This is a genomic window from Xanthomonas sp. NCPPB 2933 (assembly GCF_056725225.1).
The window spans coordinates 3,217,816-3,236,033 of sequence record NZ_CM161518.1 but is presented as its reverse complement, the minus strand read 5'-3'; the positions used below and the strand labels follow the sequence as shown (position 1 = coordinate 3,236,033).

General features: G+C 64.6%; 19 protein-coding genes and 2 tRNA genes. 6 read left to right on the top strand and 15 right to left on the bottom strand.

What is annotated here, in order from left to right:
* Window positions 1–193: 193 nt before the first annotated feature.
* Entirely contained in the window at window positions 194–2,140 is a 1,947-nt protein-coding gene (locus AC1PLU_RS13150; protein ID WP_481108522.1) for a methyl-accepting chemotaxis protein, read from the top strand.
* Window positions 2,141–2,519: 379 nt separating this feature from the next.
* Here AC1PLU_RS13150 and AC1PLU_RS13145 read toward each other — a convergent pair whose 3' ends face one another.
* Window positions 2,520–3,221 carry a pirin family protein gene (locus tag AC1PLU_RS13145; protein ID WP_481106450.1) on the bottom strand — a complete coding sequence of 234 codons (702 nt, stop codon included), beginning with the start codon at window positions 3,219–3,221 and terminating at the stop codon, window positions 2,520–2,522.
* Window positions 3,222–3,357: 136 nt separating this feature from the next.
* On the opposite strand from AC1PLU_RS13145, the gene AC1PLU_RS13140 reads away from it, so the two are divergent.
* Entirely contained in the window at window positions 3,358–4,302 is a 945-nt protein-coding gene (locus AC1PLU_RS13140) for a LysR substrate-binding domain-containing protein (protein ID WP_481106449.1), read from the top strand.
* 44 nt (window positions 4,303–4,346) lie between these two features.
* On the top strand, window positions 4,347–5,339 hold the full coding sequence (locus tag AC1PLU_RS13135) for a DedA family protein/thiosulfate sulfurtransferase GlpE (RefSeq protein WP_481106448.1): 993 nt from the start codon (window positions 4,347–4,349) through the stop codon (window positions 5,337–5,339).
* Window positions 5,340–5,399: 60 nt separating this feature from the next.
* Here the strand turns inward: AC1PLU_RS13135 and AC1PLU_RS13130 are convergent.
* The 9 genes from AC1PLU_RS13130 to AC1PLU_RS13090 form a co-directional block, all read right to left on the bottom strand.
* A tRNA-Arg gene (locus tag AC1PLU_RS13130) sits at window positions 5,400–5,476 on the bottom strand.
* A 95-nt stretch (window positions 5,477–5,571) separates the two neighbouring features.
* Window positions 5,572–5,648: transfer RNA gene (locus tag AC1PLU_RS13125), tRNA-Arg, on the bottom strand.
* Between the two features lie 204 nt (window positions 5,649–5,852).
* Window positions 5,853–6,662, bottom strand: a complete 810-nt coding sequence (thiD, locus tag AC1PLU_RS13120) for a bifunctional hydroxymethylpyrimidine kinase/phosphomethylpyrimidine kinase (protein WP_180314601.1) — start codon at window positions 6,660–6,662, stop codon at window positions 5,853–5,855.
* Window positions 6,663–6,699: 37 nt separating this feature from the next.
* Window positions 6,700–7,371 (bottom strand): YoaK family protein, encoded by a 672-nt coding sequence (locus tag AC1PLU_RS13115; RefSeq protein ID WP_481106447.1) that lies wholly within the window; start codon window positions 7,369–7,371, stop codon window positions 6,700–6,702.
* Window positions 7,372–7,377: 6 nt separating this feature from the next.
* Window positions 7,378–7,860, bottom strand: a complete 483-nt coding sequence (locus AC1PLU_RS13110) for a hypothetical protein (RefSeq protein WP_481106446.1) — start codon at window positions 7,858–7,860, stop codon at window positions 7,378–7,380.
* The gene (locus AC1PLU_RS13105; protein WP_006453286.1) at window positions 7,860–9,257 is read right to left on the bottom strand and encodes a PhoH family protein; all 1,398 of its coding nucleotides are present in this window, start codon (window positions 9,255–9,257) and stop codon (window positions 7,860–7,862) included. The genes AC1PLU_RS13110 and AC1PLU_RS13105 overlap by 1 nt, the downstream gene beginning before the upstream one ends.
* A gap of 82 nt (window positions 9,258–9,339) precedes the next feature.
* Window positions 9,340–9,822 (bottom strand): peroxiredoxin, encoded by a 483-nt coding sequence (locus AC1PLU_RS13100; protein WP_317061499.1) that lies wholly within the window; start codon window positions 9,820–9,822, stop codon window positions 9,340–9,342.
* A 37-nt stretch (window positions 9,823–9,859) separates the two neighbouring features.
* Window positions 9,860–10,210 (bottom strand): ribonuclease E inhibitor RraB, encoded by a 351-nt coding sequence (locus AC1PLU_RS13095; RefSeq protein ID WP_023903765.1) that lies wholly within the window; start codon window positions 10,208–10,210, stop codon window positions 9,860–9,862.
* A gap of 13 nt (window positions 10,211–10,223) precedes the next feature.
* Entirely contained in the window at window positions 10,224–10,850 is a 627-nt protein-coding gene (locus AC1PLU_RS13090) for a glycine cleavage system transcriptional repressor (protein ID WP_023903766.1), read from the bottom strand.
* A gap of 93 nt (window positions 10,851–10,943) precedes the next feature.
* On the opposite strand from AC1PLU_RS13090, the gene dapA reads away from it, so the two are divergent.
* Window positions 10,944–11,852 (top strand): 4-hydroxy-tetrahydrodipicolinate synthase, encoded by a 909-nt coding sequence (gene dapA, locus AC1PLU_RS13085; RefSeq protein ID WP_481106445.1) that lies wholly within the window; start codon window positions 10,944–10,946, stop codon window positions 11,850–11,852.
* A gap of 16 nt (window positions 11,853–11,868) precedes the next feature.
* Window positions 11,869–12,384, top strand: a complete 516-nt coding sequence (locus tag AC1PLU_RS13080; RefSeq protein ID WP_317061496.1) for a hypothetical protein — start codon at window positions 11,869–11,871, stop codon at window positions 12,382–12,384.
* 125 nt (window positions 12,385–12,509) lie between these two features.
* On the opposite strand, the gene fdxA is transcribed toward AC1PLU_RS13080, so the two are convergent.
* The 5 genes from fdxA to AC1PLU_RS13055 all read right to left on the bottom strand — a co-directional run bounded on the left by fdxA (window position 12,510) and on the right by AC1PLU_RS13055 (window position 16,791).
* A complete protein-coding gene (fdxA, locus tag AC1PLU_RS13075; protein WP_006453280.1) occupies window positions 12,510–12,833 on the bottom strand; it encodes a ferredoxin FdxA in 324 nt (107 codons plus the stop codon).
* 328 nt (window positions 12,834–13,161) lie between these two features.
* Window positions 13,162–14,106: a 2-dehydro-3-deoxygalactonokinase gene (locus AC1PLU_RS13070; protein ID WP_481106444.1), complete on the bottom strand. Its 945-nt coding sequence runs from the start codon at window positions 14,104–14,106 to the stop codon at window positions 13,162–13,164.
* Complete coding sequence (locus AC1PLU_RS13065) at window positions 14,103–15,020, bottom strand: SMP-30/gluconolactonase/LRE family protein (RefSeq protein WP_481106443.1); 918 nt, start codon at window positions 15,018–15,020, stop codon at window positions 14,103–14,105. Before AC1PLU_RS13065 ends, AC1PLU_RS13070 begins: the two co-directional genes overlap by 4 nt.
* Entirely contained in the window at window positions 15,014–16,162 is a 1,149-nt protein-coding gene (gene dgoD / locus AC1PLU_RS13060; RefSeq protein WP_023903771.1) for a galactonate dehydratase, read from the bottom strand. The genes AC1PLU_RS13065 and dgoD overlap by 7 nt, the downstream gene beginning before the upstream one ends.
* The gene (locus tag AC1PLU_RS13055; protein WP_115038736.1) at window positions 16,159–16,791 is read right to left on the bottom strand and encodes a 2-dehydro-3-deoxy-6-phosphogalactonate aldolase; all 633 of its coding nucleotides are present in this window, start codon (window positions 16,789–16,791) and stop codon (window positions 16,159–16,161) included. The genes dgoD and AC1PLU_RS13055 overlap by 4 nt, the downstream gene beginning before the upstream one ends.
* Before the next feature lie 415 nt (window positions 16,792–17,206).
* On the opposite strand from AC1PLU_RS13055, the gene AC1PLU_RS13050 reads away from it, so the two are divergent.
* Window positions 17,207–18,178: a LysR family transcriptional regulator gene (locus AC1PLU_RS13050; RefSeq protein ID WP_043889174.1), complete on the top strand. Its 972-nt coding sequence runs from the start codon at window positions 17,207–17,209 to the stop codon at window positions 18,176–18,178.
* The last annotated feature ends 40 nt before the right edge of the window (window positions 18,179–18,218 follow it).

Here is an 18,218-nt window from a genome sequence, read left to right as displayed (position 1 = left end):
GTGAGCTGTGCAGCATGCTTGCTGCCAGTCGGCTCGCCGCATCCTCCATAAGGCATCTGGTTGTCGCGACAGCATCTGAATCGCCTCAAACGTGCTGCATGAAGCGGTTCAAGTAACTCCGGTATAGGTCGCTAAACACGTGACATATATCTCGGACTTCAACGTGATGCGCCTACCGCCACTGCTTGGACGCCTGTTCTCTTTCTGGGGCCGTGGGCTGCAGCACAAGGCCAATGCGGTGGATCGGGTGATGGCGGTGATCGAGTTCGATCTGGATGGCCGCATTCTGGATGCGAACGAGAACTTCCTGTCCTTGATGGGCTATCGGCTGGACGAGGTGGTCGGCCAGCATCACCGCATGTTCGTGACTGCCAGTGATCGCGACAGCGAAAGCTATCGTCAGTTCTGGGCGGCGCTGCGGCGCGGCGACTTCAACGCCGGGCGCTTTTGCCGGTTGGACAAACACGGGCGCGAGGTGTGGATCAACGCGTCGTACAACCCGCTGCTGGATCGATCCGGCAACGCCTATCGCGTGGTGAAGTACGCCACCGACATCACTGCGCAGGTGCGCCAGACCGCCGATTTCGAAGGGCGGATCGATGCGATCGACAGGGTCATGGCGGTCATCGAGTTTTCGCTGGATGGCACCGTGCTCGAGGCCAACCAGAATTTTCTGCAGGTGATGGGTTACCGGCTCGATGAGATCCGCGGCAAGCATCACGGCATGTTCGTGGATGCGTCCACGCGGCAATCGGCGGCCTATCGCGCGTTCTGGGAAAAGCTCGGGCGCGGCGCATTCGATGCGGGGCGCTACAAACGCGTTGGTAAGGATGGGCAGGACGTGTGGATCCAGGCGTCCTACAACCCGGTACTCGATGAGCATGGGCGTCCATACAAGGTGGTCAAGTACGCCACCGAGGTGACCCGTCAGGTGATCGATTCTGCCGATGCGGATGGCCGCATCCAGGCCATCGACAAGGTGATGGGCGTGATCGAATTCGATCTGGAAGGGCGCGTACTGAGCGCCAACGATAATTTCCTGGCGATTTTGGGATATCCGGCCGCCGAAGCGATCGGCCAGCACCATCGCGTGTTCGTGGATGCGGTGTATGGCGCCTCCGAGGAGTACCGCAATTTCTGGGCGAAGCTGGCGCGTGGGCAGTTCGATGCGGGCCGTTATCGCCGGCTGCGCAAGGACGGCAGCGCGGTGTGGATCCAGGCCTCCTACAACCCGATCCTGGATGTCTCCGGGCGGCCGTACAAGGTGGTCAAGTACGCCACCGATGTGACCGATCAGGTGCGCTCGGCCGAGCGCATGCGCGAGTTGATGCGGCAGACCATGAGCATCGCGCAGAACGTGCAGCGCGAGGCGCACCATATTTCGATCAGCAATGAGGAACTGGTGAGCCGCGCATCCTCGCAGTCCACCGCAGTGGCGCAGACCTCGACCACCATCGATCAGCTGGCGGAAACCGTGCGCATCAATTCCGAGAGCGCGGGGTCGGCGCAGCGCATGGCCGAAGAGTCGGCCAATGTTGCGCGACGCGGTGCCGAGGTCATCGCCGAGGTGGTCAAGACCACCGCCAACATTCGTTCGGCGACCGATCGCATTGGCCAGATCATCGAGGTGATCGACGGCATCGCCTTCCAGACCAACATCCTGGCGCTCAACGCGGCGGTGGAAGCGGCGCGCGCCGGCGAGCAGGGGCGTGGATTTGCCGTGGTAGCGACCGAGGTGCGTAGCCTGGCGCAGCGCTGCAGCGTGTCGGCCAAGGAGATTCGTTCCCTGATCGACAACGCGACCGATCAGGTTGGCGATGGTTCGCGCCTGGCCGAACAGGCCGGTGTGGTGATGCAGGACATGGTCGGCTCAGTGCTTCGCGTGACCGCAACCGTGGAGCAGATCGCCGCCGCCAGCCAGGAGCAGGCGCAGGATATTTCGACCGCCAACACGGCGCTGCAATCCATTGGCGTGCAGGCGCGCGATCAGGCGCGGATGGTCGATGATCTGGCGCGTTCGGCGCATGTGCTCGAAGCCGATGCGGATGCCTTGTTTGCATTGGTCAACGGCGATGCCGATGGGTCTTCTGCACTAAAGGATGCGCACGCAGAGCCGTTCGCCAAATCGCAGGCCGCGTGACTCAGGCCACGTGACTGTGGGAGGTCTGGTGCATTCGCTGTGCGGCGTCTTTGAAGCGGTGACACGCACGTTCGTTGTTGCATCGTTGCCGCGCGTGCCAGCCGCTACGTTTGCGCAAAACTAAAAGCGCTCGCCAGCAGATACATCCGCGCACCACAAAGACCGCCAGAACCTAATGCTGTTCACTGAAGTTGCTGATCGAGGGCTCCTGCATCTCGGCATAGTCTCCAATCGGCTCAGTCGCTAAGCCAAATAAAAAGCGGCGCTCCCAGAAAGGGAGTGCCGCTTTTTGAAGTGAACTACAGTGCGCCACAAGCGCGGCTTGCTTGTTCGAGCCAGCTGCGATCATGCGGCGCGCCGCACTACCACGCGTTGCCGCTTACTGCGGCAGATCGAACACCAGCACTTCTGCGTCGCGTGCGTCGGCCAGCGCGAGTTCCGGCTCGGCGGTGATCTGCAGCGCATCGCCGGCCGACAGTGCCTGTCCGTTGACGCTCAGGCTGCCGCGCAACACCTGCACGTAACCGATGCGTCCCGGTGCCAGCGGGTGTTGCAGACGCACGTCGCCGTCGAGGATGGAGGCGTACAGGCGTGCGTCCTGGTGCAGGCGCAGCGAGCCGGCTTCGCCGTCGGGCGAGGCGATCAGACGCAGCTGATTGCGCTTGCTGTCGGTGTCGAAATGCTTTTCCTCGTAGCTGGGTTCGATGCCGTTGCGCTCGGGCATCACCCAGATCTGCAGGAAGTGCACCGGCTCGCTGGCCGAGTGATTGAACTCGCTGTGGCTGACGCCGCTGCCGGCGCTCATGCGCTGCACGTCGCCGTAGTGCAGCACCGAGCCGGTGCCCATGCTGTCCTTGTGCTCCAGCGCGCCATCCAGGACGTAGGAAATGATCTCCATGTCGCGATGGGCATGGGTGCCGAAGCCTTCGCCCGGCTGCACCTTGTCTTCGTTGATCACCCGCAGCGGGCCGACGCCCATGTGGCGCGGGTCGTGGTAGCTGGCGAAGGAAAAGGTATGGCGCGAGGACAGCCAGCCATGCTCGGCGCGGCCACGGGTTTCGCTCTTGCGGACATTCAACATGTTGCTTCTCCTTGAAAGATCTCGAATGGCGCCGGGGAGTGAATCGGTGTCCCTGCGGCTTGATGCGTAGTCTCCGCCTCTGTGCGGGAGACAAAAAGCGAGTAGATTTGGCCGCTATCATCGAAAAAATCGAACAATGAAAATCAGCCTGGAAGCGCTGCAAATCCTCGATGCAATTGACCGTCGTGGCTCGTTTGCGGCGGCGGCCAAGGTGCTGTTCAAGGTGCCGTCGACGATTTCCTACACGGTGTCCAAGCTCGAAGACGATCTGGGGGTGCAACTGTTCGAGCGGCTCGGTCCGAAGGCGACGCCGACCCAGGCCGGGCGCGAGTTGTTGCGCGAGGGGCGGCACCTGTTACGTGCCGCGCAGGAGCTGGAGGTGCGGGTGCGGCGGGTGGCATCGGGTTGGGAATCGGACTTTGCGATCGGGCTGGATGCGATTCTGCCGGTGGCGTTGCTGCAGGCGCAGATCCTGGATTTCTACACGGTGGCCGATAGCACACGCCTGCGCGTCGTGAGCGAATCGCTGTCCGGCAGCTGGGAGGCGCTACTGGATCGGCGCGTGGATCTGATCGTCGCGGCGGGCGAGGGGCCGAGCGGTGGTGGCTATGTCGCCGAGCCGATCGGCACGCTGCGTTTTGTGTTCGCGGTGGCCTCCACGCATCCGCTGGCGGGCGCCGGCATGCTGGGTGCGACCGAGCTGGCCGAGCATCGTGCGATCGCTGTAGCGGATTCAGCGCGGCGGTTGCTGCCGCGCACAGTGGGCCTGTTGTCCGGACGCGATGTGCTCACCGTGCCGGACATGCAGGCCAAGCTGCAGTTGCAGCTGGCCGGCGCCGGCTACGGTTTTCTGCCTGAGGCGTATGCGCGTGGCGCGCTGCAGGACGGCCGGCTGTGCGAGGTGCAGGTAGAAACCCACAAGCCCGACGAGACGTTCTCCCTGGCATGGCGGCCGGGCGAGGAGGGTGAGGCATTGGGCTGGTGGCGGCGCGCCCTGCGCAGCGAGGGCCTGTTCGATGGCTGGTTGCAGTCGCTTGCCGAGACGTATCGTTCCGTCGCTGCCGGGCAGTCGCGTGCGTGAGGAAGGGCGGATAATGCGCGTTCGTCGTCGCGCAGGATCGTCGCATGCAGGGCTTGATCGAACAGTACGGATTGGCCCTGGTGTTCGCCAATGTGCTGGCGTTGTCGCTGGGGCTGCCGGTGCCGGCGTTGCCAACGCTGGTGTTGGTCGGTGCCGGCTACGCGCTGCGCGGCGGCAGCGATGCATGGCTGGCCGGGTTGGCGGCGTTGGGCGTTTCGGTATTGGCTAGCCTGCTCGGCGATCTGGCCTGGTATCTGGCCGGCCGCCGCTTCGGTAATCGCACCTTGCAGTCGCTGTGCCGGCTGTCGCTGTCGCGCGATACCTGCATGAAAAAGACCGAGCGGTTCTTCTCGCGCTGGGGCGTGCGGATATTGGCGGTGGCCAAGTTCGTGCCGGGCTTGTCGATGGTCTCGGTGCCGATGGCCGGCGCAATGCGGGTGCGCCCGGCGGCATTTCTGCGCTACGACGCCTTCGGTGCAGCGTTGTGGGCGTTGGTCGGTCTGGGCCTGGGGGCGTTGTTCGCCCACCAGGTACAGGACGTACTCGCGTTTCTGTCCGAGCTTGGGTCGGGCGCGGTTGTCGTGTTGGCGGTGTTGTTGGCCTGCTACATCGGTTGGCGCTGGTGGCGACGGCATAGCCTGCTGCGTTCGCTGGTGCATGCGCGCATTGCAGTCGACGAGCTGGTGCCCTTGCTCGATGGCGAAGAGAGCCTGCGGCCTGCCGTGCTGGATATCCGCGCACCGGGATATCGCGATCTGCAGCCGTACACGATTCCCGGCGCGGTGTTTGCCGATGAGCGACAGCTCGCACAGATTCTGGCCACCGTGCCGCGCGATCGCAGTGTGGTGATCTATTGCGCGTGTCCGGATGAGGTGTCGGCGGCGTGGCTGGCGGGGCGAATGCGCGAGCGCGGTTATCGCGATGTGCGTCCGTTGCGGGGCGGGCTGGATGCATGGCGCGATGCCGGGCATCCGGTGACCTCGCTGCTGCCGGTGGCGGTGGTTGGTGGGCCAGATGCCGTTGGAGCGATGGCCTGATTGCGGTTGCTTTCATTCGGACAAAAAAAAGACCAGCAAGCTGGTCGTTTTCTTCAAGATTGGTGCGCCCGGAGAGATTCGAACTCCCGACCGCCTGGTTCGTAGCCAGGTACTCTATCCAACTGAGCTACGGGCGCATTATCTTGTTTTGACTTGCACATCCGTCGCAATGCGAGCGGACGTTTAACTAAAAAGACAGCGATGCAATGCTGTCTTTTTGTTGTTCTGATGATGGTGCGCCCGGAGAGATTCGAACTCCCGACCGCCTGGTTCGTAGCCAGGTACTCTATCCAACTGAGCTACGGGCGCGTCGTCAGGAGCGGAATTATGCGGATGCCCGGCGTACTCGTCAATCCTTTTGTGACACGCGATTGCCGGCTGCCTTGCCGATGCGTCCGCGCCGTGGCGCTGCCAGCGCGACTGCAGGTGTTTTCATCCATGCGCAGTGATCGCTGCAGGCGGCCAGCTGTGCGTGGTCCGATTTCGGCAGGTCAGATGTGCCGGTACACGCGCTCATACGCTGGGCGCGGCGCCGAAGTGGTCGAGCACCAGCACCTCGCTGTGACCTGGGGTGTGGCCGAGGCGGATTGCGCGCGCAACGTAGTCGATCGCCGCTTCGCAGGCGTTGAGCAGGGACAGGCCCTGGCACAGCTGCGCAGCAATGGCGGCCGACAGGCTGCAGCCGGTACCGTGCGCGTCGACCTGCAGGCGTGGATGCATGAACACGTCCTGGGTGACGCCGTCATCGAAGCGGTCAATCACGCGTGCGCCTTCGAGCAGATGTCCGCCCTTGAGCAGCACGGCGTTGGCGCCGAGGTCGAGCAGGGCGGCGGTGGCGTGCTCGGCGGCGTCGGCATCGTCGATGCGGCGACCGGTCAGCAGTTCGGCTTCGGGCGTGTTGGGGGTGATCAGCGTGGCCAGGGGCAGCAGCCGCGTACGTAGCGCGTCCAGTGCGGCGTCTTCGAGCAGGCGCGCGCCGCTGGTGGAGACCATCACCGGGTCGAGTACCACAAACGGGGGGCGATATTTTTCGAGCAGATCGGCCACGCAATGGATGACCTCGGCATTGGCGAGCATGCCGAGCTTGACCGCCTGAATGTCGAAATCGGCGAAACACGCCTCGATCTGCGCCTGCAGAAATGCGATCGGCGGGATGTGCACGGCGGTGACCGAACGGGTGTTTTGCGCGGTCAACGCAGCGATGGCCGACAACCCATGCACGCGGTGTGCGGCGAAGGTCTTGAGATCGGCCTGAATGCCGGCACCACCGCCGGAATCGGAGCCGGCGATGGTCAATGCGGACAGCGTGCTGGGCGTGGTCATGCGTGGATTCTGCACTGCTGTCGGTTGGATGTGCGGGTCATCGCGCGCGCCAGCGACGCCATTGCAGGTAGGCAACGTAGCCGGCACCGGTCAATCCGGTGAGGCCGGCTGGCAGGTAGAGCGCCTCGTAGTGCCAGCGCTGGAACAGCCAGGTGCCGAGGATGCTGCCGCCGAGAAAACCGCTGATGATCAGCCCGCTCAGCGTGAGCCGGCGCAGTTGCAGCGGACGCCCGCGCAGCAGGTGGCCCAGGCCGATGCCCAGGTCGGTGAACATGCCGCTCAGATGCGTGGTACGGACCGCTGCGCCGCTGAGGGTGGTGGCCATGGCGTTCTGCAGGCCGCAGGCGCCTGCGGCGACCAGTACGCCGCCGATGTGATGCAGCTTGAACAGCGGAATCGCGGCCAGCAACAGCAGCGATTCGAGCAGCAGTGCCGCGCCGTAGCGCTGTCCAAGCCGCAGGACATCGTCCTGGATGATCAGGCCGCTGAGCATGGCGCCTGCGCAGAAGGCGATCAGAATGCCCCAGAGAAAGCCGATCTCCGGCGCGGTGTCTTGCACCAGGGCAACGCCGAGCAGGCTGGTGGTGCCGGTGAGGTGGCTGACCACCTGATGTTCGGAGCCCAGGTAGCCGACCACGTTGACCATGCCGGCCACACCCGACAATGCCACCGCGCCAATCCAGACCCAGCGCGGCAGCAGGATTCCCATGTCGGGTCAGGGAGTGCCGTTGACGGCGATCTGCGAAAACGCGCCGGTTTGCGGGTCGTACAGCGCGCCCCAGAAGGCACTGCCGCCGTCGCACACCCGGATCGCCTCTTTGGCCGGTTTCACTGGCGGATCGTTCGGCAGCTTGAAGGCATTGATGTAGATCAGCTGCTGGCCCTGGATCACCACGCCCACATATTGACGGTCGAAATCGCGCGGCTCGGGAATGGTCGGCGTCAATGCATCCTGCCTGGATTCGAGCTGTTCGATCTGTTGCTGGCCAGGTGTCCAATAGCCGGTGATCTGGCCCGGATGACGCGCCGGGCTGTCGCGCGAGCAGGTGTCCAGCACCTGCTCGGCAATGCCCTGGCGCGTGATGACCCACGACTGCCCGCTCTTGATGTTGGTAGGCACGCTGGCGGGCGGCGGCGTGGTTGCGCAGCCGGCCAGTGCAATCAGTGCGAACGCCGCAGCGCCGCGCAACGCCTGCATCACAGCACCTCCGAGGCGAAGTCGGCCAGGCGCGAGCGCTCGCCGCGCCGCAGCGTGATGTGCGCGCTGTGCGGCCATGCCTTGAAGCGATCAACCGCGTAGGTCAGGCCCGAGGTGGTCTCGGTGAGGTAGGGCGTGTCGATCTGTTCGACGTTGCCCAGACACACGATCTTGGTGCCGGGGCCGGCGCGGGTGATCAGCGTCTTCATCTGCTTGGGAGTGAGGTTCTGTGCCTCGTCCAGAATCAGATAGCGCGACAGGAAGGTGCGCCCGCGCATGAAGTTCATCGAGCGGATCTTGATGCGGCTGGCGAGCAGATCGTTGGTTGCCGCACGCCCCCAGGCACCGCCTTCCTGATTGTGCGTGAGCACTTCCAGGTTGTCGGTCAGTGCGCCCATCCATGGGGTCATCTTTTCTTCTTCGGTGCCGGGCAAAAAGCCGATGTCTTCGCCCACGCTCACGGTGGCGCGGGTCATGATGATTTCGCGGTAACGCTGCTGATCCATCGTCTGCGCCAGGCCGGCAGCCAGCGCGAGCAGGGTCTTGCCGGTGCCGGCGGTGCCGAGCAGGGTGACGAAATCGATCTCCGGATCCATCAACGCGTTGAGCGCGAAATTCTGCTCGCGGTTGCGCGCCACGATGCCCCACACCGCGTGTGGGCTGGTGCGGAAATCGTCCACCAGGCACAACGTGGCCTTGCCGCCGCCGATCCTGGCCACGCGCAGTTCCACTTCGTCCTCGCCCGGCAGATACAGGTACTGGTTGTGATGCCAGTCTTCGTCGTCGGCCAGCACGATTTCGTAATGGGTGCGGCCACGCTCGTTCCAGCTGCGCAGGTCTTCGTTGTGCTTCTGCCAGAAGTCTTCCGGCAGCTCGACAGCGCCGGTGAACAGCAGGCTGAAATCGTCCAGCGCGCGGTCGTTCTGATAGTCCTCCGCATTCAGGCCGCTGATGTAGGCCTTGATGCGCAGGTTGATGTCCTTGGACACCAGAATGACCGGCACGTCCGGGTTTTCTTCGCACAGCGCCAGCACCGATGCCAGGATCTTGTTGTCCGGAATCATCTCGCCGAAGGTGCGGCCCGGGTCGATCGGGTGGATCTGGAAATACAGCCGGCCGATCGCGGCCTGGCCCTTGAGCTGAATACCCTGCGGGTGGCTGAGCAGGATGCCGGTCTTGATCTGCTCGGCGTTGGTGTTCTCCAGCAGTTCGTCCAGGAAGCGGCTGACCTGGCGCGCATTGCGGCTGACTTCGGAAGTGCCCTTCTTGGCGTTGTCGAGTTCCTCGATCACCTGCATCGGCAGGAACACATCGTGTTCCTCGAATTTGAACAGCGCGGTGGGATCGTGCATCAGCACGTTGGTGTCCAGCACGTAGATGCGCTTGCCTCGGGTCATTGGGTCTTCCAAGTGATGGAGCAGGGGCGAGCCATCACGCCTGCAGGCGCAGGGTGATGGAGGACACGGGAAACGAGGGGTGTCACTGTTTGGCGTGCGCCTTCAACGCAGCCAGCACGGCGTCGGCATGGCCGGCGACCTTGACCTTGCGCCAGGCCTGCACCACATGCCCCTCGGGCGACAGCAGAAAGGTGCTGCGCTCGATGCCGAGCACCTGCTTGCCGTACATGTTTTTTTCCTTGATCACGTCGAAGGCGCGGCACAAGGCCTCGTCGCCATCGCTGATCAGCGGGAACGTGAATCCCTGCTTGGCGCAAAAATTGTCGTGCGACTTCACCGAGTCGCGTGAGACGCCCAGGATCACTGCGCCTGCCTGTGTGAACTGCGGCAGCAGCGCGTTGAAATCCAGGCCTTCGGTGGTGCAGCCGGGCGTGCTGTCCTTCGGATAGAAGTACAGCACCACCCATTTGCCGGCGTAGCCGCGCAAGCTGGTGTGGATGCCGCCGGACAGCGCTAGCGGCAGGTCGAAGGTTGCAGCGGGTAATTCAAAGACAGCGTCGGTCATCGTTGCTCAGCCCAAAGTGGAGGGGCGTGCGGCTCGGTCATGCCGGGCCGACGTCCATCCCATCATAAGCAGCCACATGGAAACGTTTGGCAAGCGCGTCGAACTCCGCATTGCGCTGATTCAGCGACTCGATGGTGTGCTGTTCCAGCTTGTCCACATGCAGGAAATACGATTCTTCGTCGTCGCCATCGTCTTCGTCGCGTTCACCGAGGAAGATGTCGATGACGCGATAGCCGTCCGTGGTCAGTTGCTCGGCGAGTTTTTGCAGCGGTTGCTGCGCCGGGTCGGCAAAGAAATATTCCCAGCGCAACGGCCCGTCGAGATTCCAGTCGGTCTCGGAGCGGATGTGATCGAACATCTGTTTCAGCGCGGATAGGGCGATGGCCATCGGGACGTCTGCCTTAAAACTTCATCGGGTCCATGATCGCGTCGAGATTGAGGTGATCACAGAATTCCAGAAAATCATCGCGCAATGCGGCGATGTGCATGTTGGCCGGCACCCCGATCGTCACCTGCGCAGAAAACATCTCCGCGCCGGTCTGCATGGCGCGATAGCGCGTGCTCTGCAGGTTCTCGATGGTGATGCCCTGGCGGTCGAAGAAATCGGCCAGCTGGAACAGGATGCCCGGCTTGTCGGCAGCGATGACTTCGACGATGTAGGGCAGCAGGTTGGACTGGGTCTGCTTGGGGCCGGTGCGGTACCAGACCAGCTTGAGGCCTTCTTCGCGTTCGAGCCGGGTCAGCATCGCCTCGAGCTTGGCGACCGAATCCCAGGAGCCGGTGGCCAGTGCGGTGACCGAGACATCGCGCCCCACCGTGGCCAGGCGGGCGTCCACGAGATTGCAGCCGCTGTCGGCGATGCGGCGGGTGACGGGCAACAGGGGGGACTCCGGATGCGTCGTGTAGGCGTTGATCAGGAGGTGATTTTCGGTCGGCGAGGGCCGGGGTGTGGTGTCGGTCAAAGGGGGTTCCGGCATTGCATCAGGCTGAATGGCCGCCCGGGCAGGCGCCCTGGCGATGACCAGCATACTTGCCCGTGGTTTCGCGCCGCAAGTAACATGCAGGCGGCCACAACCCGCGCGCGCGCGGGCCTTTTCCTGTCACGTAAGAGCAGCTGAATCTTGTCCCTTTCCGGCATCATCACCGCGCTGGCGACCCCTTTCGGTCCGGATGGCGCACTCGACCTGGATGCCTGGCGGCGGCTGCTGGAGCAGCAGTTGCATGGCGGCGTGCAGGGAATCGTGGTTGCCGGCTCCACCGGCGAGGCCGCGGCATTGAGCGACGAGGAGTACGACACGCTGTTGCGTGCCGCCGTTGCGCAGGTCGCCGGCCGGGTGCCGGTGCTGGCCGGGACCGGGCTGTCGGGCACCGCCAAGACCATTGCGCAGACACGTCGCGCCGCCGCCTTGGGCGCGCAGTACGCGCTGGTGGTGACGCCGCCGTACGTGCGTCCGACCCAGGCCGGCCTGCACGCGCACTTTCTGGCGGTCGCCGACAACGGCGGGCTGCCGGTGGTGCTGTACAACGTGCCGGGCCGCACCGGTTGCGATCTGTTGCCGGAGACGGTTGCCGAGCTGGTCGGGCATCCGAATATCATCGGCATCAAGGAAGCGCGTAGCGAACCCGAGCGCATTGCCGCGCTGCTTGCGTTGCGCAGCGATACCTTTGTGGTGCTCAGTGGCGACGATGGCAGTGCCGCGCATGCGATGCTGTCGGGCGCCGATGGGCTGATTTCGGTGGCGTCCAACGCGTTGCCGTCGGCATATCGGCGGCTGTGCGATCTGGCCCGCGACGGTCAGCATGACGCCGCACTCGCCTGGGACGCGCGCTTGAGCGAGTACCACAGCTTCTGCGGTATCGAATCCAATCCCATCCCGGTCAAGGCGCTGCTGCAGCGGGCCGGGATCGGGCACGGCCTGCGTTTGCCGTTACTGCCACTTTCTTCGGCGCACCAGCCTGCTGCCGACCGCCTTGCCGCCGACGCTGTTGCGTTGGAAGCGCTTTCCAGCCGCGAAATGCTCGCGGCCTGACCCAGGAGATCTATCGATGCGTCATTCCGTTTCCCCCGTCCGCGTGCTCTCGCTCGCGTTGCTGGCGACCGCCACCGTCGCCGCCACGAGCGGTTGCAGCTGGTTCCACAAGGGCGCGCGCGGCGACTACGCGCTGGCGCCGGAGGCCCGTCCGCTGGAAGTGCCGCCGGACCTGAACCTGCCCGACACCTCGGGTGCGATGAAGGTGCCGACGCTGGCATCGACCACCCAGCAGACCACCTCGGCGCCGTCGGCAAGCGCCAACAGCGGCTTTACCGTGCCGGGCGAGCGTGACGAAGTATTTGCCAAGGTGGGCGCAGCACTGGCCGATATCCCGGGCCTGACCATCGCCAGCAAGGCGCAGATGCTCGGCTCCTACGACGTGACCTACGAAGGCGCCAGCTTCCTGGTGCGTGTGGTCAAGACCGACGCGGGCAGCTACGTGTCGGCCGTGGACCCGCGTGGCATGCCGGCAACGTTGGCGGCACCGGTGGCGCTGATTGCTGCGTTGAAGGGCAAGTTGGGCGGCTGAGTCTGGTAGTTGCCAGTGTCAGATAGCGAAACGGGCGCTTTGGGCGCCCGTTTTGCGTTTCAGTACCGTGTTTTGCTGCGGTGATGCGGTTTCGCACATTCCCGACTGGATAGCGAAACGCTGTGTCAGCGCTGCAGCAGCGGCAACTTGTTCGGCTTGCCGTCCCATTCGGCGGCATCGGGCAACGGCTCCTGGCGCACGGTCAGGACGGGCCACGCCTTGGCGAGCTCGGCGTTAAGCGCGACGAAGCCTTCCTGGCCTGCTGGCACGTCGTCTTCCGGGTAGATCGCGTTGGCCGGGCATTCGGGCTCGCACAGGGTGCAGTCGATGCACTCGTCCGGGTCGATGACCAGAAAGTTCGGGCCGACATGGAAGCAATCCACCGGGCAGACCTCGACGCAGTCGGTGTATTTGCACTTGATGCAGTTTTCGGTGACAACAAAAGGCATGGTGGAATCCGGCGTTTAGCCTGCCAATTCTAAAGCAGTCGGGTGCTGGGTGTGGGGGTGCTGGGGATTTTGGTTTTCTGCGTTGGGGTTGATTCCTTCTCCCATCGGGAGAAGGTGCCCCGCAGGGGCGGATGAGGGTACGGGCGAAGCCTCGGGTTACCCACCATTCGTAGCGGCTTCGCCCCCCGTACCCTCACCCCAACCCCTCTCCCGCAGGAGAGGGGCTTTATTTCCCTACTCAAGGGTTCGGCATGACGAACGCGTCGCCACGCGCCAGCCGAAGTAAATCAACGGCCGGCGGCTTGATCAGATCAACTCACGCTGCGTATCAAGCCAACCCGCGCTGCCTGGCCAGCGCGAACAACCCCGTAGCAGCCAGATCTTCCGGATGCAGCTGGGTTTTGATACCCAAATGCGCCAGCGCCAGTGCATAACGCTGCGCAAGGGCGGGGCTGCCGACCAAGTGGACGGTGCCTTGATTGCCGTGGTGCTCGCGCAGTTCGTGACCGATCAGCAGGCCCGAGAGGTAGGACGGCAGTGCGGTGGCGGTAAGGCGGTCGAACAGACCCAGCGTGCGGGCACCGAACAGATGATGGCTGAGGCCGCCGGGGTCGGCGCTGCGATCGACCCCTTGCAGGAACGCGTCGCCGTCGAGTTCGGTGTAATCGTCTTGCATCAGCTTGCCGAGGATGCTGTGCTGGCGTAGCACCGCATACAGCTCGCCAGTCATGACAGTGGCGAAACCGGTCAGCTGGCCGTTGGCGATCTGCGCCCATTTGCTGTGCGTGCCGGGCAGGCAGGCGATGTGCTCGCCGTCGCCGAGTGCGGCGATCAGGCCGACCAGCTGGGTTTCTTCGCCACGCATGACATCGGGCACGCTATGCCGTGCGCTGGCGCTCAGATCCGACACGCTACGCCGTTCGCCAGTGCTCACATCAGGCACGCTGTGCTGTTCGCCCGTGCTCACCCCGGGCACGAACCACAGGGTGCGTCCGGGCAGCAAGTCGTCGTAGCTGCGCATTGCCTGCGCAAGCGCGGCGGTGTCGGCAGGGCAGGGTAGATAGGCCTGTTCAACCCAGCCGTTGCGGCTGCCGATCATGCCCGAGAGCAGAACCGGGCCGGCCCAGCCATCGATCAGCGCGCTCAGCACTTCGGCAAAGCGGCCCTGGCAGGCCAGGATGCCGTCGCTGCCGCGGCGCTGCTCCAGCACCTTGCCGCCGGCATCGAGCAGATACCCGCGCAGGCTGCTGGTGCCCCAGTCGATGGCGATCATGCGCTGGCCACCCGGCTCTCGGGCAGGCCGTGGATGGGCAGGTCGCAGAGGTACAGGCCGCCGGCTTCGGGGGTGCGGGCAAGTTCTTCGGCGCTATGGTCCAAGCGCGAGCTGATCACATGCAGGCGATCCAGCGCGGCACCACCGAAGGCGCTGCAGGTGGGGTGCTTGACCGGCAGTTGCACGCTGCGCTCGACACTGCCGTCGGGGCGATAGCGCACCACGCGCCAGGCGCGCCACTGCGCATTCCAGAGATGACCCTCGCTGTCGATGATGGAGCCGTCCGGCTCGGCATCGTCGCGATCCAGTGTGGCGAACACGCGCGTGTTGCCGGTCTGCGCGCTGTCGGCGTCGTAGTCGCAGCACAGGATCTGCGGGCGCACCGAGTCGCAGTAATACAGCGTGCGGCCATCGGGGCTGAAGCAGATCGAGTTGGGGATCGACACGCCCGGCAGCGGCAAGGCGCGCAGACCGTGGCGCAGCGAGAACTGATACATCGCGCCGCGCGCGGCCTTGTCATCGTGCTCGTCCATGGTGCCGAACACGAAGTTGCCGTTGCGATCGGCGCGGCCATCGTTGCTGCGCGTGAGCGGATTGTCGGCTTCGACATCGGCGAGCTTTTGCAGCGGCAGCGCATCGCCCTCTCCGTCGGCGTTGTCCGGGTCGGCGATGCAGATCGATTTGGCCAGCGCGATCAGCACGCGGCCGTCGTCCATCAAACCGATGCAGCCCGGCCGATCGGGCAGCGTCCAGTAGCGCGTATGCGCGCTTTGCGGGTGATGGCGCCACAGGCGTTTTTCGCTGATGTCGACCCAGTACAGCGCCTGGCGCTGCTCGCACCACAGCACGCCTTCGCCATGCGTGCAGCGGCTGTCGACTGCCAGTACCGCAGTGTGTTCTGTCGTGCTCACCATTCGGCGATGCTGCCATCGCTGTGACGCCACACCGGGTTGCGCCAATCGGGCGGATTTTCGTTTGCGCGCTTGAGCATCTCTTCGTTGATCTCCACACCGAGCCCGGGCTTGGGCAGGGCGGCGATACTGCCATCCACACACTGAAAATCGTCTTTATTGATGACGTAATCGAGCAGGTCGGCGCCTTCGTTGTAATGGATGCCGATGCTCTGTTCCTGCAGCACCGCGTTGTGCGAAACGAAGTCCACATGCAGACACGCGGCCAGCGCGATCGGGCCGAGCGGGCAGTGCGGGGCGAAGCCGACGTCGTAGGCTTCGGCCATCGCGGCGATCTTGACGCATTCGGTGATGCCGCCGGCATGCGAGAGATCCGGCTGCACCATGCCGATCCCGCCGGCGCACAGCACGTTCTTGAATTCGAAGCGCGAGAACATGCGCTCGCCGGCAGCCAGCGGAATCGAGGTGCTGGCGGCCAGGCGCGGGTAATACTCGGCCTGTTCGGCCAACACCGGTTCTTCCACGAACAGCGGCTTGAACGGCTCCAGCTCGCGCAGCAGCGCCTTGGCCATCGGCGCGCCGACGCGGCCATGGAAGTCGATGCCGAAGTCGATGGTGTTGCCGAAGGCTTCGCGGATCTCGGCGACCTTGACCACGGCGGCGTCGACGGCGCGCGCGCTGTCGATCAGCTTCATTTCCTCGGTGCCGTTGAACTTGAAGGTGTCAAAGCCCAGCGCGCGGTAGTCGGTGATCTGCTGGATGATGGCGCCGGGACGGTCGCCGCCAACCCAGCGGTAGGTCTTCATGCGGTCGCGCACCAGCCCGCCCAGCAGCTCGTACACCGGCACGCCCAGTGCCTTGCCCTTGATGTCCCACAGCGCCTGGTCGATACCGGCGATGGCGCTCATCAGGATTGCGCCGCCACGGTAGAAACCGGCGCGGTACATGGTCTGCCACAGGTCGTTGATGCGCGCCGGATCCTTGCCGACGACGTAGCCGGCCAGTTCGTGCACGGCCGCTTCCACCGAGCGCGCGCGGCCTTCGATGACCGGTTCGCCCCAGCCGGTGATGCCCTCGTCGGTCTCGACCTTGAGGAACAGCCAGCGCGGGGCGGCGTGGTAGGTGGTGAGGCGGGTGATTTTCATCCTTGCAGTTCCTGGTAGGCCTGCACGAAGGCGCGTGCATGCGTCTGGGTCGTTTCGAGCGATTGCGCGGGTTTGTACAGTTCGCCACCGATGCCGGCTCCGGCAGCGCCCTGGGCGAGGAAGCCGGCCAGGGTCTGCGGGCTGACGCCGCCGACCACGTAGACCGGAATGTGCTTGGGCAGCACCGAGCGCAGCGCACGTACGTGTGCAGCGCCATACGTCGCGGCCGGGAACAGCTTGAGGATGGTGGCGCCAGCGTCGATGGCGTCGAACGCCTCGCTGGCGGTGGCGAAACCGGCCACCACGGTGAGCCCGCGCGACACCGCATGGCGGATCAGCGACGGACGCGTATTCGGGGTGACGATGAAGCGCGCACCGATCTCGGCCAGGGTGTCGACGTCCTCGTTGCGCAGCACGGTGCCGGCGCCGATCCAGGCGCGTTCGCCGTAGGTCTGCTGGGCCAGCGCGATGCTCTCGGCCCAGCGCGGCGAATTGAGCGGGATTTCGATCGCGTCGAAACCGGCATCGATCAGCGCGCCGACATGGTCGAGCGTTTCTTCCGGCGTGATGCCACGCAGGATGGCGATCAGCGGCAGGGCGAACAGGCTGGCAGTGGTGTCTGAGGTCATCGGGTTACTCGCGATAGAGCGGAAAGCGGCCGTCGGCGACCAGATGGCCGGCAACGTCGGGGGAGCTTGCGCAACTGCGCGCTGCAAGCGTGGTCTGCAGGCGCACGGTGAAAGATCAGGAACATGGGGGCGGGCAGGGCGCCGCGACGCAATGACGGGCCGATTGCAGCAATTGCGTGCGCACTCCAACAGCCTGCAATGGGCTGGCAAGATGCCGTCATCGTCGTCCACCTCCGCAGTCATGGCATGCGTGTTGCCACCTTGTGGAAGATGGGTCACGTCTGTTCTGGCCGCGCCCGGGAGGTCGGGGCTCCTGCTGCGGCGTTCGATAGCCTCGCGCGGGGAGATATGTGCTGCAAATGAAATTTTCGGCATATTCTATTCCTCCTACGAATACACCTTCGCGGCGACCTCCATGGCAAATTCCGGTACTCCCTGGTTCAACGCAGCCCGGCTGAAGACACGCCAGCTGTTGCTGCTGCTGCATTTGCACGAACAGCGCTCGGTCTTGCGTGCGGCCGAGGCTGCCAGCATGACCCAGCCGGCGGCCTCCAAGCTACTGGCGGAAATGGAGGACATGCTGGGAGTGAAGTTGTTCGAGCGGCATGCGCGCGGGGTCGAGCCGACCTGGTACGGCCATGTGCTGATCCGGCGCGCGCGCGCGGCGATGTCGGAGATCGGGCGGGCGCAGGAAGAGATTGCCGCACTGCGCGCCGGCCGCATGGGCCAGGCCTCGATCGGCACCGTGGTCAATCCCGGCACCAATCTGGTGCCGCAGGCGATTGCCGAGGTCAAACGCGAGTTCCCGGACATCCTGGTGCGGGTGGAAATGGACTACAGCCGCCCCTTGGTGGCCAAGTTGCTGGATGGCCAGCTGGACATCGTGATCGGCCGCATCCTGGGGCCGGAGGGCGTGGGCGAGCTGGAGTTCGAGCCGCTGGCCGACGAGCCGCATTCGGTGATCGCACGTGCCGGCCACCCGCTGGCGAGCCGCGCCGGTCTGCAGCATGCCGATCTGGTGCGCTATGGCTGGATCCTGCCGCCGGCCGACAGCGTGCTGCGCGCGCGGCTGGATTCGATGTTCATGGAGCACGGCGTGCAGACGCCGACCAATGCGATCGAGACCTCGTCCTTGCCGGTCACCTCGACGCTGCTGCGCGGTACCGACATGTTGACCGCCTTGCCGGTGGAATCGGTGGCGGCGCTGATCCAGGCCAAGCTGCTGACCGTGCTGCCGATCGAACTGGGGGTGCGGATGGAGTCGTTCGGCATCATCCGCCGGCGCGATTACATCCTGCCGCCGGGTGCCGAGCGCATTTTGCAGGCGCTACGCACCACCGCGCGCCGTTTGTATCCGGCTTTGCGCGGCCCGGAATCCCTTGGCTAAGCGGGCTCTGCCATTTCTATTCCGTCAGGGAATAGTGGTT